This window comes from Clostridium sp. BJN0001, assembly GCF_022869825.1.
In the GTDB taxonomy this organism is placed as follows: Bacteria; Bacillota; Clostridia; order Clostridiales; family Clostridiaceae; genus Clostridium.
This window is the reverse complement of the sequence record NZ_CP094971.1, coordinates 729,871-752,855: the sequence shown is the minus strand read 5'-3', so window position 1 is coordinate 752,855 and position 22,985 is coordinate 729,871. Positions and strand designations below refer to the sequence as shown.

Annotated in this window: 26 protein-coding genes; all 26 read right to left on the bottom strand. The window is 30.1% G+C overall.

The genetic code is table 11. The annotated features are described in order from the left end of the window. Nucleotides 1-23 precede the first annotated feature (23 nt). The 26 genes from MTX53_RS03585 to fliG all read right to left on the bottom strand — a co-directional run bounded on the left by MTX53_RS03585 (nucleotide 24) and on the right by fliG (nucleotide 22,982). Nucleotides 24-1,667 (bottom strand): putative manganese-dependent inorganic diphosphatase, encoded by a 1,644-nt coding sequence (locus MTX53_RS03585; RefSeq protein WP_244834857.1) that lies wholly within the window; start codon nucleotides 1,665-1,667, stop codon nucleotides 24-26. Nucleotides 1,668-2,039: 372 nt separating this feature from the next. Further along, nucleotides 2,040-2,813 (bottom strand): flagellar hook-basal body complex protein, encoded by a 774-nt coding sequence (locus MTX53_RS03580; RefSeq protein WP_244834856.1) that lies wholly within the window; start codon nucleotides 2,811-2,813, stop codon nucleotides 2,040-2,042. Between the two features lie 23 nt (nucleotides 2,814-2,836). Beyond that, the gene (locus MTX53_RS03575; RefSeq protein WP_244834855.1) at nucleotides 2,837-3,610 is read right to left on the bottom strand and encodes a flagellar hook-basal body complex protein; all 774 of its coding nucleotides are present in this window, start codon (nucleotides 3,608-3,610) and stop codon (nucleotides 2,837-2,839) included. Then, entirely contained in the window at nucleotides 3,610-3,774 is a 165-nt protein-coding gene (locus tag MTX53_RS03570; RefSeq protein WP_244834854.1) for a hypothetical protein, read from the bottom strand. Before MTX53_RS03570 ends, MTX53_RS03575 begins: the two co-directional genes overlap by 1 nt. Nucleotides 3,775-3,809: 35 nt before the next feature. Then, a complete protein-coding gene (locus tag MTX53_RS03565; protein WP_244834853.1) occupies nucleotides 3,810-4,250 on the bottom strand; it encodes a hypothetical protein in 441 nt (146 codons plus the stop codon). 27 nt (nucleotides 4,251-4,277) lie between these two features. Further along, the gene (locus tag MTX53_RS03560; protein ID WP_244834852.1) at nucleotides 4,278-5,003 is read right to left on the bottom strand and encodes a FliA/WhiG family RNA polymerase sigma factor; all 726 of its coding nucleotides are present in this window, start codon (nucleotides 5,001-5,003) and stop codon (nucleotides 4,278-4,280) included. 24 nt (nucleotides 5,004-5,027) lie between these two features. Continuing rightward, a complete protein-coding gene (locus MTX53_RS03555; RefSeq protein WP_244834851.1) occupies nucleotides 5,028-5,669 on the bottom strand; it encodes a PilZ domain-containing protein in 642 nt (213 codons plus the stop codon). A gap of 15 nt (nucleotides 5,670-5,684) precedes the next feature. Further along, nucleotides 5,685-6,530, bottom strand: a complete 846-nt coding sequence (locus tag MTX53_RS03550; protein ID WP_244834850.1) for a MinD/ParA family protein — start codon at nucleotides 6,528-6,530, stop codon at nucleotides 5,685-5,687. Continuing rightward, nucleotides 6,527-7,807 carry a flagellar biosynthesis protein FlhF gene (gene flhF, locus MTX53_RS03545; protein WP_244834849.1) on the bottom strand — a complete coding sequence of 427 codons (1,281 nt, stop codon included), beginning with the start codon at nucleotides 7,805-7,807 and terminating at the stop codon, nucleotides 6,527-6,529. The genes MTX53_RS03550 and flhF overlap by 4 nt, the downstream gene beginning before the upstream one ends. A gap of 1 nt (nucleotide 7,808) precedes the next feature. Then, nucleotides 7,809-9,875, bottom strand: a complete 2,067-nt coding sequence (gene flhA, locus MTX53_RS03540) for a flagellar biosynthesis protein FlhA (RefSeq protein WP_244834848.1) — start codon at nucleotides 9,873-9,875, stop codon at nucleotides 7,809-7,811. Between the two features lie 14 nt (nucleotides 9,876-9,889). Beyond that, entirely contained in the window at nucleotides 9,890-11,728 is a 1,839-nt protein-coding gene (locus MTX53_RS03535; protein ID WP_244834847.1) for a fused FliR family export protein/FlhB family type III secretion system protein, read from the bottom strand. A gap of 14 nt (nucleotides 11,729-11,742) precedes the next feature. After that, complete coding sequence (fliQ, locus tag MTX53_RS03530; RefSeq protein ID WP_244834846.1) at nucleotides 11,743-12,012, bottom strand: flagellar biosynthesis protein FliQ; 270 nt, start codon at nucleotides 12,010-12,012, stop codon at nucleotides 11,743-11,745. Between the two features lie 9 nt (nucleotides 12,013-12,021). Next, on the bottom strand, nucleotides 12,022-12,753 hold the full coding sequence (gene fliP, locus MTX53_RS03525; protein ID WP_244835449.1) for a flagellar type III secretion system pore protein FliP: 732 nt from the start codon (nucleotides 12,751-12,753) through the stop codon (nucleotides 12,022-12,024). Between the two features lie 53 nt (nucleotides 12,754-12,806). Continuing rightward, nucleotides 12,807-13,193, bottom strand: coding sequence for a flagellar biosynthetic protein FliO (locus MTX53_RS03520; RefSeq protein WP_244834845.1), 387 nt, complete (start codon nucleotides 13,191-13,193; stop codon nucleotides 12,807-12,809). A gap of 13 nt (nucleotides 13,194-13,206) precedes the next feature. Next, nucleotides 13,207-13,689 (bottom strand): flagellar basal body-associated FliL family protein, encoded by a 483-nt coding sequence (locus tag MTX53_RS03515; RefSeq protein WP_244834844.1) that lies wholly within the window; start codon nucleotides 13,687-13,689, stop codon nucleotides 13,207-13,209. Continuing rightward, nucleotides 13,679-14,443 carry an OmpA family protein gene (locus MTX53_RS03510; RefSeq protein ID WP_244834843.1) on the bottom strand — a complete coding sequence of 255 codons (765 nt, stop codon included), beginning with the start codon at nucleotides 14,441-14,443 and terminating at the stop codon, nucleotides 13,679-13,681. Before MTX53_RS03510 ends, MTX53_RS03515 begins: the two co-directional genes overlap by 11 nt. A 3-nt stretch (nucleotides 14,444-14,446) precedes the next feature. Beyond that, complete coding sequence (locus MTX53_RS03505; protein ID WP_244834842.1) at nucleotides 14,447-15,262, bottom strand: motility protein A; 816 nt, start codon at nucleotides 15,260-15,262, stop codon at nucleotides 14,447-14,449. Nucleotides 15,263-15,273: 11 nt separating this feature from the next. Further along, a complete protein-coding gene (locus MTX53_RS03500) occupies nucleotides 15,274-15,465 on the bottom strand; it encodes a flagellar FlbD family protein (RefSeq protein WP_244834841.1) in 192 nt (63 codons plus the stop codon). A 100-nt stretch (nucleotides 15,466-15,565) separates the two neighbouring features. Next, complete coding sequence (locus tag MTX53_RS03495) at nucleotides 15,566-16,597, bottom strand: flagellar hook-basal body complex protein (protein ID WP_244834840.1); 1,032 nt, start codon at nucleotides 16,595-16,597, stop codon at nucleotides 15,566-15,568. A 76-nt stretch (nucleotides 16,598-16,673) separates the two neighbouring features. After that, the gene (locus MTX53_RS03490; protein WP_244834839.1) at nucleotides 16,674-17,048 is read right to left on the bottom strand and encodes a TIGR02530 family flagellar biosynthesis protein; all 375 of its coding nucleotides are present in this window, start codon (nucleotides 17,046-17,048) and stop codon (nucleotides 16,674-16,676) included. Next, nucleotides 17,049-18,044, bottom strand: a complete 996-nt coding sequence (locus tag MTX53_RS03485) for a flagellar hook capping FlgD N-terminal domain-containing protein (protein WP_244834838.1) — start codon at nucleotides 18,042-18,044, stop codon at nucleotides 17,049-17,051. It abuts the gene before it with no gap. Between the two features lie 13 nt (nucleotides 18,045-18,057). Then, entirely contained in the window at nucleotides 18,058-19,371 is a 1,314-nt protein-coding gene (locus MTX53_RS03480) for a flagellar hook-length control protein FliK (RefSeq protein WP_244834837.1), read from the bottom strand. A 24-nt stretch (nucleotides 19,372-19,395) separates the two neighbouring features. Continuing rightward, nucleotides 19,396-19,836: a flagellar export protein FliJ gene (gene fliJ, locus MTX53_RS03475; RefSeq protein ID WP_244834836.1), complete on the bottom strand. Its 441-nt coding sequence runs from the start codon at nucleotides 19,834-19,836 to the stop codon at nucleotides 19,396-19,398. A 15-nt stretch (nucleotides 19,837-19,851) separates the two neighbouring features. Further along, the gene (gene fliI / locus MTX53_RS03470; protein ID WP_244834835.1) at nucleotides 19,852-21,171 is read right to left on the bottom strand and encodes a flagellar protein export ATPase FliI; all 1,320 of its coding nucleotides are present in this window, start codon (nucleotides 21,169-21,171) and stop codon (nucleotides 19,852-19,854) included. Nucleotides 21,172-21,187: 16 nt separating this feature from the next. Next, complete coding sequence (locus MTX53_RS03465; RefSeq protein WP_244834834.1) at nucleotides 21,188-21,982, bottom strand: FliH/SctL family protein; 795 nt, start codon at nucleotides 21,980-21,982, stop codon at nucleotides 21,188-21,190. Next, nucleotides 21,966-22,982, bottom strand: coding sequence for a flagellar motor switch protein FliG (gene fliG / locus MTX53_RS03460; RefSeq protein WP_244834833.1), 1,017 nt, complete (start codon nucleotides 22,980-22,982; stop codon nucleotides 21,966-21,968). The genes MTX53_RS03465 and fliG overlap by 17 nt, the downstream gene beginning before the upstream one ends. Nucleotides 22,983-22,985: the final 3 nt, after the last annotated feature.

The following is a 22,985-nucleotide window of genomic DNA, read 5'->3' as shown; positions in this document are numbered from 1 at the left end:
CTTATAAAACTGTTAATTATTATTTACTGGTTGTTTATTGCATTTGTAAGAGGAGGTACAACCTGTTTCTTTCTTGATAATACTCCTGGTAAAAATGCCATTTTATCTTCAAGCTTTACATTAAAAGCTTGTTCTACAAATTCAGGATTGCTTCCTTCAACTAAAATCTGAGATCCTTCTTTTAATATATCTGTTAATAATAAAAGTGTAACAGAATATCCTTTTTCATTTGCTAGATCTCCCATGTATTTTATCATGTCATCTTTTAAAGGCATAAATCCATCTATATCCATTGTATTAACTTGAGCTATACCAACTTTATGGTCTCCCATTGTAAAAGGCTTAAAATCAGAGTTGAATATTTCATCTACACTCTTTCCTTTAAGAGATGTTCCTGCCTTAAACATTTCCTGTGCAAACTCTTCTATATTATCAATTCTTGCAATATCAGCAAGTTTTTTGCATAAAGTTTTATCTTGCTCTGTGCAAGTTGGGCTCTTAAATAAAAGTGTATCAGAAATAATAGCTCCACATAAAAGTCCTGCAATCTTCTTAGATGGTCTTATTCCATGTTCAAAGAAACATTTTGCAACTATACTTGAACTACTTCCTATTGGTTCATTTCTAAAGTAAATAGGACTATTTGTTTGAATATCTGCAATTCTATGATGGTCAATTATTTCAAGAATCTGTGCTTCTTCAAGTCCATCAACTGACTGTCCTCTTTCATTGTGGTCAACTTGAATAACTTTCTTTTTATAATTTGAAATTAAATGATATCTTGAAATTGTTCCAACAACTTTTCCATCAATATCAGTTACAGGATAACTATGGTATCTTGTTTGTGCCATTACATCCTTAATATCTTCTACTAAATCATCAAGTGAAAATGATATTACATTCTTAGTTACCATTACATAGCTTACTGGAATACTTTGAACGATAAGTCTTGAAGCTGTGAAAGAATCATGAGGTGTACTTATTACTGTAACTCCATTTTTCTTAGCAGATTCTAATAATCCAGGTTCAAGCTTATTAGATCCTGTAATTATCATTAATGATATTTTTATATCAATTAATGCCTTATGTACTTCTTCTCTATCTCCAACAATTGCAATGTCTCCTTCTTCTACGATGTTTTTTAAACTTTCAGGTGTCATTGCTGTAACTGTTATTTTTCCACCAAATACTTTAGTATCTTTATTTATGTATATAGATTTTGCAGATAATGTATCTATTATATTATCAATAGAAGTTTTACTCTTTGCTAATAAATTATTATCCCATATATCCATATATGAAGAAGTTAAATTTGAAACAGATACTATTCCAGTAAGTCTTCCGTTATTATCAGCTACTGGTAATGATTTATATCCGCTGTCTCTCATTATATTCCATGCTTTTTTTAATGAAATATCTGAAGAAATAGGTGCTACTGTATCTATTTTTAAATCTTCAACTTTTTCTCTTAATGTTTCTAAATATTCTGGTGACTTAACTTTAAATCTGTCAAGAATATACTGTGTTTCCTGATTAACTTTTCCAAGTCTTACTGGAACTGCTGTTAAATCAGTAGTATCATTTTTAAATTCTGCATAAGCAATTGCTGCACATATTGAATCTGAATCCGGATTCTTATGTCCAGTAACATAAACTACATCTTTCAATGTAAATCCCCCTTAAATTTTAATTCATTTAATATATTCATTTCTTATTTTACTTGTTAATTATTTAAATGTAAAGAACAGTTCAAATGACAAATTGTTAAAGGACAAATGACAAATCAGGTTTAAATACTGTGCAAATGATAATTAATAATGGATAATTGATAATTTAGGTGGCAATCCAATCTAATTGACAATGGACAATGGACAATTTAGGTGGAAATTCCTACGGAATTTCATTGTATGGTTTTTTTCGATTCTCGCAAAAAACTAAAGCTTTCGCCTGAAGCGAAAGCTCAATAAATTCTACGTTTCTGCGACTGAGCAGAAACCTCCTAATTTGTCATTTGTCCATCGTCCTTTGTTAATTTGAAATTATCTCATATTATTTATCATTCCCCAAAGTTCATCTGCAACTTCAAGTGCTTTAGAACTCATTTGAAATGCACGAGAAGTGGAAACTACATCAGTCATTGTTTCTGTAGTATCAACATTTGAATTTTCAAGCATTCCTTGCTGCATACTATAGTCCGTACTTAATGTAACTTCTGTAGGATCTTGAGGTTTCATATAGCTGTTACCTATTGAGTAGAAAGCTCTATCACCTATTGCAGTAAATACAGGAATTTTTCCTATCTTAACTTCGTCTTCTCCTTGTTTTAATGAAATTTCTCCGTCTTCACTTATTGTCATATCTTTAGACGAAAGCTTAGGCTCACCTTCTGATGCTCCAGGCTCATATTCTATATAAACTCTGCTTCCAATAGAATCAACTAATACACCCGTACTATCTACCTTGAAATTTCCATCTCTTGTATATGCAATAGAACCATCTCTTAATGTAACTGCAAAAAGTCCTTGTCCATCATCATCTAATGCAACATCTGTACTTACTCCAGTTGATATTAAATTTCCTTGTGTTCTTATTTTATATGTATACCCGGTCTTTACTCCTGTTCCATTTACAGCAGTTTTATCAACAAGAGGAGTTCCTCTTCTATCTAATTTTTCCATAAGAAGTTCTTTAAAACCAACATCTGTCTTTTTGTATCCTGTTGTATTCATATTAACAAGGTCATTTGATAAATGATCTAACTCTTCTTGATATGCACTCATTCCACTTTCTGCTGTCTTAAAAATATTAATCATGTTAAGATTCTCCTCTCATAAAATTAAACTCTTCCAATTTGATTACATGCTTTATCAACTGTTTCATCCTGCATTTTTATAAACTTCTGATTAGTTTCAAACTGTCTTTTTACTTCAAGAAGCTTTACAAACTCTTCTGTAGGATTTACATTTGATTTTTCAAGCACATACTGCCTTGCAGTAACCTTAGCATCATAAATAGGATTATCTGAAGTTATAAAATTATTACCTACTACTTTTAAATTATCATAAGACTGAAAATCAGCTGTAAGAAGTGTATCTGGTGTAGCACCTATATCTTCCATTCTAAGACCATTATCTCCATCTAATGTAAATTTATGATCACCCACATATATAGGTTCTATTTCTCCAGTTTGATTATTTCTTCCAAGTACCTCATAGCCATCATTTGTAGTTAAATATCCATCAGTACTAATTTTGAAATTACCATCTCTTGTGTACATCTGCTGATTACCATCTCTTATTACAAAAAAGCCTCTTCCATCTATTCCAAAATCAGAAGGACTCTCTGTGGTCTTAAAAGGGCCTTGTGTATGCATAGTCTTAACTGTATTTACCTTTACTCCAAGATTTAAATTTCCTATGTTATTTCTTACATAATCTTTTCCTGAAACTTTCTGTCTATTTGATAGAAGTACATCGTCAAAACTCTGCTTTGTAAGCTGAGATTTTTTAAAACCGTTATTATTTATATTAGCTAAATTATTTGTTATAGTTTCCTGTTCATTTTGAAGTGTAATAAGTCCAGAAACTGTTGTATAAAAACTTCTGATCATTAGTTACTCTCATCTCCCTTTAATACTGCTTTAAATTCACTTTGATAATTCATTCCAAGATCTCTTGCCCTCTGCTCTATTTCGCTGTCAGATAAAGATATCTTGTATTTATAAAAAGTCATGCACAAAGTTGCAATAATAATTCCTATTCCTATCCCAAGCAAAACTCTTTTATCAATAAGAAGCTTTATAAGCTTTGTTATTTTTTCAATAATCCTTTTACTAATAACACTTCCCCCTTATCAACTTTAAGTTTTCTACATATATCATCATCACTCATACCAGAAATAATAAGTTTACTTATTTTCTGTGATTTAGATGAAAATTTTATTTCTGATATAACTCCACTATCATTATTATCGTCTTTTTTATCATCTTGTTTAATATTTTGTGGCATATTTATAAATTTTTTTATGCTTTCTATTTCCATCTGAAGTTCAGTAAAACTCTCTCCAATATCTCTTCTTAATATCCCAAGCTCAAACTTATCAGAAGATATATTATTTTTAGATTCATTAAGAGTTTTATCAAAAGACTTTACTTTTTCATTATTTTTTATAGATACTTTTTTATCTCTATTTATTGAAATACCTGCATATACAATAAGAAAAAATCCTATAAGTATTAAAAATACTGGCAAATAAATTCACACCTTTTCTATTAAAAATTAAATATAATGAAGTTTTTTCATACAATCTCTTAAATTTCTTATAGCTCTACTATGAAGCTGACACACTCTTGATTCTGATACCTCAAGAATTTTTCCAATCTCTTTTAAAGTAAGTTCTTCATAATAATAAAGATTTAAAACTAATCTGTCTTTTTCTTTAAGCATTGAAATTGCCTTTTCTAGTATCTCTGCTTTTTCTTTATCTTCTATTATATTATCTGGATTTGGACTCCTCTTATCCTCAATTACACCCATTAAATTTACATCATCATCATCAGTAAAAATAACATTTTCAAGTGAAACCATAGAAATATAATTTATATTATTTTCAATTTCTACAACTTCATTAATATCTATTTTTAAATATTTAGCAATTTCTAAAGTTGAAGGTTCTCTTAAAAACTTTGATTGTAATTCTTCAACCGCTTTATTGTAAGCATTAAGCCTGTCCATAGCTGTTTTAGAAAGTGGTCTCATCTTCCTTAATTGATCTATTATAGAACCTCTTATTCTAAGAGCTGCATATGATGAGAATTTCATTCCTTTTCCTGCATCAAATTTATTTACTGCATCAATAAGGCCAATCATTCCGTAGCTTACTATATCTTCAAAGTCAAAATTATTATTTTTACCGTACATTGTTCTAGAGGCTATATATTTTACTAGAGGAATATATTCCTTTACTATCCCTTCATCGATTGATTTAGCAAACTTTGCTGCCATAACTATAAGCCCCTCCCTTTTTATCTAAAGATTTGCTCTCTGTTTTCTCATTATGCAGAATAATTCCTCAATAATTTTATCACTCTGACACTGTGTTATATCTATAAATTTAATTCCACACACTCTTTCTTTATATTCAGAATATTCTAATCTGACAACCTCTCCTTTAAGCTCAAGTTCAGTATTTTTAACCTTAAACTTTATCTGGATTTTTTCTCCCTTTTGTATTTTTTCTTTTATTTTTATCTTTAATCCTCCACCACTTAAATCTATTAAAGTAGCATGTCTATATTGTAAATCATTAATCTCTTCTTTATTTAAATTAGTAATTATCTTATATTTTACTTCTTTTATAACACTAACTCTAAAGAAATTTCTTCTTTGAATCTTTCTTATGTTAAAAGGAGTACTCAATCTATAATATAAAATATTTCTCTCTTTTCCTTTTCCTGTTACCTTAGAAAAGAAATTATAACATCTCCCATTTTCTAAATAGCAGTTAATTTCAACTTCTTCCCCAATATGCAAAAGCATATACTCTCCATCTGAAACTGGAATATTGATCATAAAGTTTTCATCTGAAACATCTAAAACAATACTTTTATATCCTTTTTTTTCGCCTTGAATTTCAAGCTTTGTATTTACTTCTAACCCGATACCTTCCATTTTTGCCTCCTAAGATTATGAAAAAATATTAAATAATTTTCTAAAAACACCTCTAGCCCCTTGTGTATTTTCTGATTGCAATCCTAGTATCTTATTTGAAATGTTATCGATATCTTTTGATGCTTCACACTGTGGATAAGACATAATAAAAGGTCTTTGCGCTCTAACACTCATTACAAGCTTTTTATCATCTGAAATTGCTCCTAAATAATTCACTTTAATATTTAGAAATCGTTCTATCGTTCTATTGAGTTTAGAAAAGGTATCTAAAGCTTCTTTATACGAAAAAGACTTATTTACTATAATATCAGCAGAAGTTTTAAGTTTAAAATAATCAGTAGCTTTTATAAGACTATATGCATCAGTAATTGAAGTAGGTTCAGGAGTAGTAATTACAATAAGTTTTTCAGATGCTTTAATAAATTCAAGTACATCTTTATTGACTCCTGCTCCTGTATCCATCAATATATAATCGTAATCATCTAAAACATCAAGTTTCTTAAGAAATTCATCTCTTTGTTCCGGTTTTAGCTGCATGGCTTTATTAAGACCAGAACCAGCCGGCACAAGATTTATACCTTCAGGGCCCTCTATTATTATATCTTTTATATCCATATTAGTAAATATTGCATCGAAAATATTATATTGTGGGTAAAGTCCCATTAATACATCATCATTCCCCATTCCTAGGTCAGCATCAAAAATTAAAACATTTTTTCCTTTTTTCTGAAGAGATATGGCAAGATTAACAACAAAATTGCTTTTTCCAACTCCACCTTTTCCAGAAGTTACTGTAATTACTTTTGCTCTTTTTTTATCCTCTTTAGCCAATTTTCTTAATGATTCTGCCTGATCTATCATATTGTTTCTTCTCCTAATATTAAACGAATAATTTCATCTTTTTCTGGTACTTTCATATCATCAGGAACATTTTGACCTATTGTCATATACTGTATAGGTTTTTCAGCTTCCTTACATATATTATATATACATCCATATGTGGTAGTTTCATCTAATTTTGTTATGATTATGTTGTTATAATCAAGTTTTTCGTAACCTTTAAGTATTGATTTAATATCACTATTTTTAGTTGTAGAACTTATTACCATTTCAACTTTTGAAGGATTAGTTTTTGTAATAAATGTACGAAGTTCTGATATCTGCATAATATTTTTGCTGCTTCTTCCAGTTGTATCTATTAAAACAACATCAAGATTTGACATCTTCTCTACAGCCTGTTCCATCTCTTTTGCAGTTATAACAACTTCAAATGGTATGTTCATTATCTCAGCATAAGTTTTAAGCTGATCTACTGCTCCAATTCTATAAGTATCAACTGTTATAAGACCAACTCTCTTTTTTTCTACTAAAGAAAGTCTTCCTGCAAGTTTTGCTATTGTTGTTGTCTTTCCAACACCTGTAGGTCCAACAAGCACTACATTTCCTTCTAAATCATCAGATGATATATTTATATCTTCTTTTAAAGCTTCACTTAATATCTCTTTAGGATCTTTTTTTTCTTCAGAATTTTCCTTAATATTTTTTACTTTATCAATTAAATCATTAATATATTCTTCATCAATATCAAGCTTCTGAAATTCTTTATAAAGAGAATTATTTTCATCTTTATCTTCAGATTTAATTTGATTGCTATTTTTCTCAACTATAGCTTTATTTAGAAGATCCTTTATTTCACTAACTTCTTTATGTACCGACTCTATGTAAGATTGAGACTTATCATCATTTTTAGCAGTTATTTCTTTTTTTTCTGTAGTTTCTTTTATTGCTTTATTATTATGCTTTTCAATCATTTTTTCAAAATCAGATTTTTCTTTTTCTTTAGCTATCTCTTCCTCGTCATTTTTTGAAAAATTATTTTTCATTATTTTTTGAAAATTAAGTACTGAATCTTCAAATTCTTTATCACTAGCTGCTTTAAACTGATACTTCTTTTTCTTTTCTTTATTAGAATTTTCAACGGCAGCTGTTACTTCAATTAATTTTCCTCCAAAGATACCTTTTATTCCTTTTTTTCTAATCTTTCTCTGACTTATTATAACTGCGTCTTTTCCTAGTTCACTTCTTATCTTAAGCATTGCTTCATTCATTTCATTTGCAACATATTTCTTTATAATCATATTATACGGTAACAACTCCTTCACTATTTATTTGAACATCGTTTGGTACTTCATTTAATGAAATTACCATAACTTGAGGGAATACCATTTCTATAAGTTTTCTAAATACTAATCTTATATTAGGTGATACAAGTATGACCGGCTGATTATTATAGAAATTAACTCTTTCAATAGTATCTTTAATACTCTGAAGAATCTTAGTTGTAGTATCTGGATCTATTGTAGGGAATGAACCCTGAACTGTCTTTTGTATATTAGAGCCTATAATTTTTTCAATTGAAGGATCTAATGTGACAACTGTTACTTTTCTATCTTCATCTACTATCTGATTACATATAGTTCTTGCAAGAGAATATCTTACATACTCAGTAAGTACTTCAATATCTCTTGTATTTCTTGCATTATCTGCAAGTGATTCCATTATTGTCACCATATCTTTTATTGGAACTTTTTCTTTTAAAAGATTTTGAAGTACTTTTTGAAGTTCTCCAATAGTTAAAAGATCCGGAATAAGCTCTTCAACTACTGCACTATATTTTTCTTTCATATTATCAACAATAAGCTTAACTTCCTGACGCCCAAGTAATTCAAATGAATGATTTTTAATTGTCTCTGTAAGATGTGTTACCATTACAGTTGTAGGATCAACTACTGTTAATCCTTTAATCTCAGCGTCTTCTCTTTGATCCTTATTAATCCAAACAGCTTCAAGTTTAAACGTAGGTTCTATTGTTTTTATTCCAGGAATATCAGAATGTTCACCTGTAGGGTCCATACATAAAAGCATATTTGGCATAAGCTCTGATGATGCTATTACTGTACCTCTTATTTTAATAACATATTCATTAGTTTTAAGCTGAAGATTATCACGAATTCTTATAGGCTGAACAACTATACCCATCTCAATAGCACACTGCCTTCTTACAGATGCTATTCTCTGAAGAAGATCTCCACCTGTAGCTTCATCTGCAAGCGGAATAAGTCCATACCCTATTTCAACTTCCATAGGTTCAACAGATATAAGATTCATTACATTTTCAGGCTCTTTCTTTTCTTTTGCCATAATCTTTTCTTCTTCTGAAACTTCTTTTGGAGCATTCTTTTCCTTTTCATCTTTAATAAGAAAATATGTAAGTATTCCCATTGCAACTGATGCAACTAAAAATGGGAACATAGGCATATTAGGTATTATTGAAATAAATAGCATTATAACACTTGCAATTCCTGTAGCAATAGGGAATCCTGTAAGCTGCTTTTGAAATGTTTTACCAAAGCTTTCAGAATTTCCTGAACGTGTTACTATAATACCTGATGCAGTAGAGATTAAAAGTGCAGGGATCTGGCTTACAAGCCCATCTCCGACTGTTAATCTTACATATGTCTGTGCAGCTTTTGCAACATCCATATTCTTTACTAAAACACCTATTGCAATTCCTGCAATTATATTTATAACTGTTATTAATAATCCTGCAATAGCATCACCTTTTACAAACTTTGACGCACCATCCATAGAACCATAAAAATCTGCTTCTGTCTGCAAATCTTGTCTTCTCTTTTTTGCCATTACATCATCTATCATACCTGAATTTAAATCCGCATCAATTGCCATTTGTTTTCCAGGCATAGCATCAAGTGTGAATCTTGCAGATACTTCAGCAACTCTTCCAGCACCATTTGTAATTACCATAAACTGAATAATAACAATTATTAAGAATATAATTATTCCAACTAAGTAATTTCCATTTACAACGAATTCACCAAATGCTGTAATAATAGTTCCTGCATCTGCTTCTGATAAAATAAGTCTTGTGGACGATACATTTAAAGCAAGCCTAAACAATGTAGTTACAAGTAAAAGAGATGGGAATATTGATAACTGAAGAACACTTGTAGTGAACATTGTTATAAGAAGTATTACTATAGAAAGGGTTATATTAAATGCTAAAAGTACATCAAGCATAGCTTTTGGAAGCGGTATAATTATCATAATAACAATAAAAATTACTCCAAATGCTACTATTACATCTAAATTATTTTTTATATCAAGTTTTCTTAAACTAAATTCCAATCAAATCACCTTTTCTACTTTTTAATTTTCATTACAACAGCCAAAATTTCTGCAACTGCCTGATACATATCTTCTGGTATTTCCTTGTTTAATTCCACCTGCTTGTACATAAGCCGTGCAAGTGGTTTATTTTCAACAATAGGTACATCATTTTCTTTTGCTTTTTCCTTTATTTTAAGTGCTATGTAATCAGCACCTTTAGCTACAACTTTTGGAGCTTCCATTTTACCTTTTTCTTCATACTTTAAAGCAATTGCTATATGAGTAGGATTTGTTACAACAACAGTAGCATCTGCAACAGCATTCATCATTCTTCGTCTGCTTATTTCTCTTTGCTTCTGCTTTATCTTTCCTTTAATCTGTGGATCTCCTTCTTGTTCTTTATATTCATCTTTTATTTCCTGTTTTGTCATCTTCATATCTTTAGAGAACATCTTTCTTTGAAGGAAATAATCAATAGCTGCTATAACTACAAGAACTATGCATATTTGAGAAAATATACCCACTACTAAATTTCTTATTTGAATTCCCATATCTGGAAGATATAAATTTACAAGATTAAGTATATTTAAATAATTTTTTTTGATATACTTATACGCTATTAAAGTTACTATAGTAATTACTATTGAATTTTTTAATAGATCAACAATGCTTTTTTTAGAAAACATATTTTTAAATCCAGATATTGGATTTAATTTTCCTAAAGAAGGCTTAATTGGTTCTTTAGTAAGTAAAAAACCTGTCTGAAGAAAACTAGCAAATACTCCTGCAACCATTATTGATAATGCAAACGGAAGTAAAATAACAGCTGTTTTATAAATTACAAAAAGACTTAAATATCCTAAAGTATGAATATTAAAATTATTAAGTGCTGGTAATCTTAAGAAATATATTATTACATCTTTAAATCCATTCGTAAGGCTATCCCATAATACCAAAATTAAAAGTGTACATGCAAGCATTGTAATCGCAACATTTACATCCTTACTTCTAGGAAGCTGTCCTTTTTTTCTTGCATCTGATAATTTCTTAGGTGTTGCCTCTTCTGTCTTATCTGCATCAGCAAATATACACATAAAACCAGCTGCTGGTATGACTTTTACAAGATTTTCAAATAACTGAGGTAAACCATATATAGCTGAACTTACTATTTTTGTAATAAGCGGCATTATAATTAAAAATGTTACAAGACCTAATGCATTTTTAATTGGCATACCAAATATCATTATTGGTATTGTAGGAACTGTTCGTGATATAAGTCCAAGACATACATCTATCATTACGATAATAAGTACAACAGGTATCGCGATTTCCATTCCAAGTGCGAAAAAATGAAAAATAGTTTTTATTATTGCTGAAAGAGTTTCACTATAAACTATCGTATGTCCTAAAGGAACTATTTCAAAAGATTTTGCAAGAAGTCCTAAAACAATTTCCTGTCCATCTACAATAAAGAAAATCATCATTGCAATCATATACGAAAAATTTCCAAGAAGTGTAGAATTCATCTGTGTAGTTGGATCAAGTACACTTACCATGGAAAATCCAGCATGTATATCCATCCAACCTCCTGCAAATTTAACAGAAAGGAAAATTATATTAGTTAAAAATCCTAAAATAAGACCGCTAAGTATTTCACTTACTGCTGAAAATATTAGAAGATAATTACTATTTATAGAGTTTACAACTGATGCATCTACTCCACCTATTATTCCATATGCTATTATAATTCCAAGTACTCCTTTTAATACTTTTGGTGTTCCACTTGGAAAAAATACATCGACAACAATAAAATATGATGTCAGCCTTAAAAAAATTAGAAACAGGGCTAAAAAATAAGTAGAATCTACCATTTATATACCCCTTTCTACGTTGTAATATTAGCTATGTATTCAAATATTCTCTGTGTAAATGAAATAAGTGTCTGAAGCATCCAACTTCCCAAAAAAATTCCTACTATAGCTGTAACTATAAGCTTTGGTACAAAAGTTAAAGTCTGCTCTTGAATCTGAGTAGTTGCTTGAAGGATACTTATAATAAGTCCGACAAGAAGAACAACAAGAAGAAGTGGTCCTGCAACTTTTGCAGCTGTTACAATTGTATCTTTTACTATAGCATTTAACATTGTCTGTGACATAGTATCCTCCTAAACAAAACTCTGTACTAATGATGAAACTAGAAGACTCCATCCATCAACCATTACGAATAAAATAAGCTTAAACGGAAGTGATACCATAGTAGGTGGCAGCATGAACATACCCATTGACATAAGTACACTCGCCACAACCATATCTATTACTAGAAACGGAAGATATATCATAAATCCAATTTGAAAAGCTGTATTTAATTCACTTATTGCAAATGCAGGAATAACTACTGTAAATGGAATATTATCTCTATCTAAATTATCCTTATTTTCTATATCACTTATATCAACAAAAAGCTTAAGATCTTTATCTCTCGTTTGTTTAAGCATAAATTCTTTAAGCGGTTTTCCAGCTTTTTGTATAGCTTCCTGTTGAGTTATTTCATTATTAAGATAAGGAATTATAGCATCTTTATTTGCCACATTATATACAGGAGTCATTATAAATAATGTTAAAAATATAGAAAGTCCTGTTAAAATTTGTGTTGGTATTGCCTGCTGAACTCCCATAGCAGTCTTTAAGAATGAAAGAACAACTACAATTCGAGTAAAAGATGTCATCATTATTATTATTGAAGGCAAAACTGCAAGTATTGTAAAGAATACTAATATCTTTATATTAGATACATAATCATTTGGATTCATATTTGCACCATTTCCAAGTGAAACATTAACATTTGGCATAACTCCTGCATTATTTACAGATGCATATACGCTTTTAGGAATAATCATTATAAATACAAATGATAAAAATATAGTTAAAAATACTTTTTTTCTTTTAATATTCATTCTTTTGGTCCTTTTTTCTTAAACTTAGTAATAATCTTACTGTCCTTCTGCCCAAATTCATTAAAAATTTTAAATACAATATCATCTTGCTTTATTTTTTCTTTGTCTTTTTCTATATTTTTAACTTCTTCTTCAGAAAGCTCATATAATTTTTCTATACCTGCATGCGATGCTGCAAGTACACATCCTTTATCTTGAATTTTTACAATTAATAATGTACATTCTTTAGTAATCTGCATTCTTTCTAAAATTTCCATATGTCTATAACCATTAAATTTTATAGCACCTTTTCCAATAGCTTTTGACATAGCATAGATAAGAATAAGTGTTATTATAAGTGCAACTATTAATTTAAAACACATCATAAAAATTTCAAAGTTCATAATCTTACCTTACTTACTGTACAATTAAATTGCTAAACTTTACATCATCTATTCTTCCTTTAGTAAGCTGTTTATTTATTGATGTAATCATATCTTTTTTCATTTCTTCTTCATTTGAAGGATCAAGGACAAAATCCGCATTCTTACTCTTCATATAAAATGTAACAGCATCTTTTACTACTGCTATGTTATTTTTTAATTCATCTGGAAGTTTTTTATTAGATTTATCATCTGAATTATATCCTACAGAGACCTGAAATTTAGCATACCTTTTACTATTCTCATCTAATAAATTTACAGTATTTTCTCCAAGGTCTACATATACATTATTAGGAACTGCCTTTTCACTTGAAGACGAACCTGAATTTGCAAATATCATATAAGTTGCTCCAAATGTTACTCCCGCAACAACAAGTAATCCGAGTAAAAACATCAATACAAAAAGTATCTTGCTTTTACCTTTTTTTTCTTTCCCTTTTTCAACATTATCTGCCACTACTCTCACTCTCCTCATTTTCTGAAATAATTAAAATATTAACTCTTCTATTTTTAGCTCTGTTTTCATCACTATTATTCTCACAAATAGGATTGAATTCTCCATATCCAGATACTGCAAATCTTTGAGGTATCTGTCCTTTTTCATCTACAAAATATCTAAGAACACTTGTAGCTCTCGCACTTGATAATTCCCAGTTGCTTGGATATCTGCTGCTACTTATAGGCACATTATCTGTGTGTCCTTCTATATTAATATTGTTTGGCATTGTTGATATTAAAGTATTAACTTTATCTAATATAGCAATACTTGAAGGTATTAGATCAGCTTGACCTGATTCAAATAATACATTATCTCTAAGCTGAAGTACAACACCTTTTGAATCCATAGAAACTGTCATAGCAGAATTTAAATCATTCTGATCCATATATTGTTTTACATTTTCATACATTTCCTTTTTAGTTTGTTCTTTATTCGTATTATATTTTGCTTTCTCTTCTAAATCTGCCTCAGCTTCACCGCCTATTATCGGAGCTTTTCCATCATCTGAATCATATTCAAGGATAGAAGTTGACGGATTTCCATTCATTACATTAAATGCATTAGATATTGCCCTTGTCTTTTTTAAATCTACTGTCGACATTGAATATAGCAAAATAAAAAACGTTAAAAGAAGAGTTACACAGTCTGAATATGTTCCAAGCCATTCATTACCTGTAAGTCCTCCTCCTTCATTTTTCTTCTTCCTAGCCATATTTTAAGCAACTCCTTCATTTTGATTTCGGTCACCATTACTTGCAAATTCATGTCTTTCCTTTGGTGAAAGATATGATATAAGCTTGTCTTCAATAATTCTTGGATTAACACCTGATTGAATTGCAAGAACTCCTTCAAGCATCATTTCCCTTACAGTTACTTCTTTAGCACCTTTATTATTAAGATTTTGTGCAATAGGTGATGCAAGCATATTAGCAATTAATGATCCATAATATGTAGTTATAAGAGCTTTACTCATACCAGATGCTATCGCACCAGAATCACTAAGTCCACCACCAAGCATTTGAATAAGACCTATTAAAGTTCCGAGCATTCCAAAGCCTGGTGCAAAAGCACCCCATGCAGTAAATATTCCAGCTCCACTTTTATGTCTTGCTTCCATCTCACTTATATCAAGTTCTAGCACTTCACGTATAGAGTCAGGTTCAATTCCATCTACAACCATCTGAAGACCTTTTTTCATAAATGCATCTTCTAAATTATTGATTGCATCTTCAAGAGAAAGTAATCCTTCTTTTCTTGCTTTTCTTGATAAATCTCCAAACTGTGTTATTATTTCCATTTTTGATATTTTAGGTTCCTTAAAAGCTTGGCCAAATAGTATACCAAATTTTTTAAAATCATCAATAGGATATATTATAAGTACGGCTGCAATAGAACCTCCAAGTGTTATCGCAACAGATGGAAGATCCCAGAAAAGTTTTAAGTCTGATATTCCATTACTTCCCATTCCATACATCATAAGTCCAATTCCTAGTAATAATCCCAAAGCAGTTAAAATATCTGTCTTTTTCATTTATATGCCTCCTAAATTCTGTATGTAAAAATTTTATTTTTATATTCTAAAACTCTATTTTTTACATCTTCAGCACTTTCAAGTACAATATACTTCTTACCATTTGTCAATGTGATCACTGTATCAGGTACTTCCTCAACTTTTTCAATATGATCTGCATTAAGAATAAATGATTTATTATTCATCCCTGTTAATTCTATCATAAACTCTCCCCCTATAATTTTCAACATTTTTGTAAGTCATTTTACATTTTTAGCAAAATAGGGAGGATAAATATCCTATTTATCATCCCTTTATTTTATTTTATCTAATTAATGAAACTATAGTATCTAATATTTCGCTTCCGTTTGATATCATCTTAGCTGATGCTTGGAAACATTTTGTTGCTGTAATCATATTAGTAAATTGTTCTGTCATATCAACATTTGAAGCTTCAAGACACCCTTGAATTATACTACCAAATCCGCCTTGATTTCCTGTTTTTTTAGTAGTAGTTCCTGTTGTAGTAGCAGTTTTTCCTGTCATGTACATAACTGCACCTGAGTTTGCAGAAGATTCTAAATAGTTTCCTCCAACTTGTGCAAGTCCTTCAGGATTTTTAAATGATGCCATAGAAATTTGTCCTAAAACAGTTCTCTGGTTATTTCCAAGTGTTGCTATAATAAGACCATCACCTGATATTTCAAACTTATTAACAGGTTCTTCTTTACTATTTACTGTTACTGTATCAGGAATTGCAAGAGGCTTTAATGTAGTATCAGCTTTAATATCTTTTTTTTCAGCATCAACAAAAGATGCTTTTAAAACCCCACTATCGTTTTTTAATGAAGGTGTTGAACCATCTAACATGTAATATCCCATTACTCTATGTCCATCTGATGTAACTAAATTCCCATCTTTATCTAAAGTAAGGTTTCCGTCTCTTGTATAATATGTTTGTGAAATTGTTCCTCCTGAAGTTGCTGCTGTTCCTGCTCCAGTAGCTTGATCAACAGTAATTCCTCCATCTATGTCTCCTTTGCATACTACAAGATATCCATCACCATCAATACATATATCTAATGCTCTTTGAGTTGACATAGCATTACCTTGGCCTGTACGTCTATTAATGCTTGATACCTGTGCACCTAAACCAACCTGCTTATTGTTTGTACCTCCAAGAGATTGTGTTGGAGATGATGCATATCCTGAGTTTTGATAAAGCATATCTTTAAATCTTACATCAGAATCTTTAAATGCTGTTGTTCCTGAGTTTGCAAGGTTATTACCTATAACATCGATTTTTGTCTGATTAGCTCTCATTCCACTAATTCCTGAATACATTGATCTTAACATAAATTCATCCTCCTATTTTCTATGTCCTGCCTCTGTCGCTTAGCAGGTTAAAGCCTCCTTATTTAAGGTCCAGCTTTTATAAAATAACTACGCTGTCTATATTAGTAAAAATATTTTCTTTTGCTCTGTCTTTATCTACTGCTGTTATAAGAGTTCTATTTTCAACACTAGCTATAAGCGCAACATTCTTATAAAGCATAAGAGTATTTTTTGAATTCTTATTTTCAGCAATTTTAAAACCTTTTTCAATTTCTTTCATATCATCACTGCTAAAATTAATATCATTAAGCCTTGAAGCTGCATGCTTTGAAATTTTAACATCATCTAAAATATCCTGAAAATTTTTTTCTTTTGGTTTAAAATCATTTTTTATATTCTGATTAACATTGTCAAATGAGTAAGATAACTCATTTACAGCATATGGTTTACCATTTATTATTCTATAACTCATCTAATCGCCTTGTATCTGCTTAAGTTTTTTAATGTCTTCATCGTACTGATCATTTACTGTAGAATCATTTAAACCATTTTGACCTGTAACAACACTAACTTTAGATGAGGCAAGCTGTGCTTCTTTTGCAGCTGCATCATAATTTGGATTAGTTGGGTCATTTAAGACATCAGCGCTATCTTGAGCACTTTCATTTTCTATGAAATCTTCAGCCTTTACATCCATATCCTCATCTGTAAGATCTCCAGCTCTATAAAGATATCCATAAGGGAAAACCTGCAAATCTTCTTTTTCATTTCCATTTTCATCAAACTCTGAAACTCGTACCTTTACTACACCGTTGTCTAAGAAAACACTTTTTACTCTTCCCTTTATGACTTTTACATTTTCTGCATCAGATTTATCGACAATTACAGCTTTATTTTCCTTATTAGCTGCAAGTGATGATGCTGCAGAGAAGTCTGAATTTATAGCCATTGCATTACTTGTATAATCAGTTCTTTCTATTGTTCCATTTATAGAATCTGCTGAAAAAAGTTTAATCTTATTTTCACCATTTTCACACACTTCAGCTGAGACATACCATGTATTATTTTGATAAGATGTTCCTCTTATAATTCCTACATAATTTTCTCCATTTGAATCTAATGTAGAAAATGTTGCAGCTTTTCCAATGAGATCCTGATATGAAAGCTGTGTCATTGTATTATTAAGCTGACGTGTCTGCTCCATTGTAGAGAATTGCGCCATCTGTGTTATATACTGCGTATTATCTGTATTTTCAGACGGATCAAGATTTTTCATCTGAGCTGCCATAAGCTTTATAAATGAATTCTGATTTAAAGTTGCATTTAAATTTCTTGACGAAACTACTAATGTTCCTCTGTCAGTAGTCTGCTGTCCTATTTTTTGCGATGCCTTAGAAGCATTATAGACAGCTTTAGCCTGCTCACCTGTAGTAACATTACTGTTATTCATTGAAGTATCTATTGCCATTACTTAACCTCCTTTATGCAAAATAATTTATACTAGAATCTTCTTTTGCAAAGTTTCTAGTGTCATCGCCTTCTTGATTATCATTTCCTGATATATTACTTTCTGAATATGAATAATTTTTTTCATCAGCTTCTTGATTTCCATTATGTGAAAACATAGAATTAAATTGTCCATTTTTATAAAATGTTGTATCTTCTTGGTATAGTGATACATTCACATCATTAATTTTTATATTTTCTCCATTTAACTTGTCTTTAATATCGAAAAGATTCTGATTTAATAAAGTATAAGCATCCTTTGTATTTGCTTTTATTTCTGCCTTCATAGCCCCATTATCCTGAGCTATAAGCTTTATAGTAATCTCTCCAAGTTCTTTTGGATTAATCTTTACTGTTAATTCTTTTAAATCAGTTGTAGACATGAATTTTACATCTTTTATTATGTCATCTACTATAGTAACTTTATTAACTATGTTTCCATCTGTTTTTACTACAGTTTGAACATTTTGTGTCTTCTGAGCTGCCTGATTTATTTTGCTAAAAATACTGTCTGATTTATTATCATCAAGTATTCCCTTTAAGACCTTACTATCGCTGTCACTATCAGCAGATGATGATTTATCATTAGATTTTGACATATCACTCTGAGATTGAAAGCTTTGATCCTTACTGTCATCATTAACTAAAGCTTGTTCATTATTATTTAGATTAATAACAGTATCTTTTTTTGAAGAATTATTATCAGTTAATTTAGATAAAAGATCTGATATTTTATCTTTAATGTTATCGTTTTTATTTTCTGAAATCATTGAAGATATTTCTTTCATTTCTGATGTTAAATCCTTTAATGATATTAAAGAATCATCACTTTTAAAAAGATTCATTAATTCATTAAGTTTATCACTGTTATCAGAAACATTAAGTATACTTTCTACTAATTTTGAAAAAGATTCTTTAATATTTTCTGAATTTTCAGAAGTGTTATTTTGCATAAGCTTATTTAAAATATTAAGTATCTGATTTAAAAGTTCTGCAAGATCTGTATTTTTAGACTTTTCAGCTTCATCTTTTAAATCCTCAATTTCATCTTTAAGTTCAGATAAGCTTTTACTTTTATCATCTTTTGAAACTTTATCTGAAGCATTTGACATATTGTCAATCTTTTTATCTTCTTTTTTTGTTTCAGATTTTAAAACTGTACTAAAATCCTTATCTGATGACACACTTTTAGCTTTATTTGAATCGGTTTTTTTATAGCTCATTTTTAAAACAGTATCATCTGTTTTATTTTTTATGCTATCCATATTAAAGCTCATATTTCCTATCATATTTCTCACCCCCTTCCAAATACTTTATCTATCTTTTCTATTTCTGATAAATGCATATAAGCCAAGCTCGTCAGTCACAATCTGCTCTGCTTTATTTTCTTCTTTTATAAATTTATCATATTTCTTATTTTTCAATGTTTCAACTGTTTTCCTATCAATCTGTTTTTCTATTACTTTCTTTCTATTCTTTTCTACTTCTTCCTCTTTTTTGACTAAATCTTTTTTAGTTTCTTTTATTGAAGACTGAATACCTGTTAAGTAATATCTTTTTAATTTTTGATAAGTAACATCTTCATTTGCATCTATAACCTTATATTTCTCATAATTATCATGAAGATTTTTAAGTTTTTTTTCAATCAAATCTTTTTCAGCCTGAGCTTTTGTAAAAACTCTCTTACTCTCTTCTTCTTTGTCACGCCTTATTTCAAGAAGTTTATCTAAACTAAATTTGAACTTTTTAGCCATACTAAAATTTCCTCACTAATTATTTTTAAACATACCTTTAAGTTTTGCTTCAGTTTCATCAAATGATGTTTTTTCGTCTACTTTTTGACACAAAAATTTATTTATAACATCATTATATTTAATAGCTTGATCTATCTTTTTGTTGCTTCCTTTTACGTATGCACCTATATTTATAAGATCCTCTGAATCTTTATATGTTGCTAAAAGATCTCTGCCAATAGATGCAGCTTCTTTATGCTCTTTTGATGCAATAGAACTCATAAGTCTTGATACACTATTTAAAACATCAATTGCAGGATAATGATTTTTATGAGCTAAGTCTCTTGAAAGAACTATATGTCCATCAAGTATACCTCTTACTGCATCTGCAATAGGTTCATTAAAATCGTCACCATCAACAAGAACTGTATAAAATGCAGTAATTGAGCCATTAATAGATGTTCCTGAACGTTCCATAAGCTTTGGAAGCTTTGCAAAAACTGAAGGAGTATATCCCTTAGTTGCAGGAGGCTCTCCTGTTGCAAGTCCAACCTCTCTTTGTGCCATAGCAAATCTTGTTACTGAGTCCATCATAAGAATTACTTTTTTTCCTTTATCTCTAAAATACTCTGCTATAGCTGTTGCTGTAAGAGCACCTTTAATTCTTATGAGTGCTGGTTTATCTGATGTAGCACATACTACAACTGATCTTTTCATTCCTTCAGGTCCTAAATCTTTTTCTACAAATTCAAGAACTTCTCTTCCTCTTTCTCCAATAAGAGAAATTACATTTACATCAGCTTTAGCTTCCCTTGCTATCATACCAAGAGTTGTACTTTTTCCAACTCCACTACCTGCAAATATACCAATTCTTTGTCCATCACCAACAGTTAAAAACCCATCAATCGCTCTTATTCCTGTTGGCATTATGTCTTTTATTCTTTTTCTTTTAAGTGGATCTGGTGCTTCATTTTCAAGTGGATAATCTACTCCATCAACTGATAGATCTGAATCATCAAGAGGTTTTCCAAGTCCATCTAAAATATGACCTAACATATTATCTGAGCAGCGTACACTTAAAGGTTTATGCTGGGCAACTACTTTGCATCCTGGTGAAATTCCTATAAGTTCATCAAGCGGCATAAGTATTACAAAATCCTCTTTAAATCCAACAACTTCACAGTTAATTGGCATATTTCTCTCATTATAAATTATGCATAATTCACCAACAAAAGCCTTTATTCCTGTAACTTCAATTGTAAGACCTATTACTTCTCTTACAATTCCCTCACTATATATTGCAGATACATTATTTACTTTATCAGTCAGTTTCTTAAAATTAAGCCCTAAATCCATATACATACCTCTTAATCTAACCAATAAGTGCTTTCTTAATTTCAGAAAGTCCACTTTCTATGCCAACCTTAATAATTCCGCTAGTCTTTTCTATAACTGCATTTCCAGGTTCTAAGAAAGTGTCTTCAAGTATAAAAATTTCGTTTTTAATATCATAAGTTACTTTCCACTTATCTATATTTTCTTTTAATTTTTGAATATGAATCTTGTTTACTTTAATCACTATACTTTCTTCACCTTTTGAAAGTTTAAATGCTTCTTCTACAAGATTATTCATTCCATCATCAGTAGTTAATTTTTGTCTTACTATAGTGGATGCTATAGTAAGAGCAAGGTCAACTACATCTTTTTTCTTTTCGTTTAAATACTCACCATATTGGTCTTCTGCAGACTTAAGCATATTCTCTGCTTTTTTAACAATTTCAGAAGCTTCTTTTTTAGCTTTTTCTATATTTTCAGCATAAACTTTTTTAAAGCCATCATCATATCCATTTTTTTCTCCCTGATTATAGCCTTTTTCATAAGCTTCTTTTTCAATATTCTCAGCATTTTCGTATGTTTCGCTGAGTATTTTTTCTTTTTCTTTTCTAGCATCTTCTACTATTCTATCTGCTACAACCTGATATTCTTTTATCATTTCTTCAGGATCGATAACATTTTCTTTTTCCATATATTCAATAGTGTTTTCTGTTTTTTCACTATTATCTTCTATATGATTATCAATATTATGGGGAGTATATTCAGTAGTTATTACTTTTTTTTCACCACTTTTAGCTATATCCCATTTTATAAGTCTAGACGATAATTGCATCTTCGCCACCTCTTGATATTACGATCTCATTAGCATCATCTAATTTTCTTATAACTGCAACAATCTTCTGCTGTGATTTTTCAACATCTGATAATCTTACTGGTCCTAAGTATTCCATATCTTCTTTTAATGAAGCAGCAGCTCTCTTTGACTGATTTCTATAAATACAGTTTGCAACTTCTTCAGAACATCCTTTAAGTGAAAGTGCAAGATCACTAACTTCAACTTCTCTAAGTATTCTCTGAATTGAAACATCATCAAGATTAATGATATCTTCAAATACAAACATTGAGCTCTTAACTTTATCAGCAAGCTCTGCATCTTCTTTTTCAAGACCTTCAGTAATATTTTTCTCAGTAGTTCTATCTACTGCATTTAATATATCAACTAATGTTTCTACTCCACCAAGTGATGTCATTTCTGTTCTTACAACAGATGAAAGCTTTCCTTCAAGAACACTTTCTATTTCTTTTATTACCATAGGTGATGTATTATTCATAGTTGCGATTCTAAATGATACTTCACTTTGTACATCTTCTGGAAGTTCAGCAATAACCTGTGCTGCCTTATCAGCTTGAAGATAACATAATATAAGTGCTATTGTTTGTGGTTGTTCACTAACTATAGCATTTAGAAGCTGCTTAGCATCTGCTTTTCTAGCAATAGAAAATGGTCTATACTGCGAAGTAGCTTCAGAAACCTTCTCTAAAATTTCACCAGCTCTTTCATTTCCAAGTGCCTGTGATAAAAGCTGCTTTGCATATTCCATTCCGCCTTCTACTATATAATCTTTAGCTTTATTTATCTGTAAAAACTCATTTAATATATCTTCTCTCTGCTGAGATGTTACAGATGTTATATTAGCAATTTCATATGTTATTTTTTGTATGTCATTTTCAGGAAGCTTTTTTAATATTCCTGATGAAGCTTCAGGACCAAGAGTAATAAACAGTATTGCAGCTTTTTGTACCCCTGTTAATCCTTTTTGTTCTCTTGCCACTTA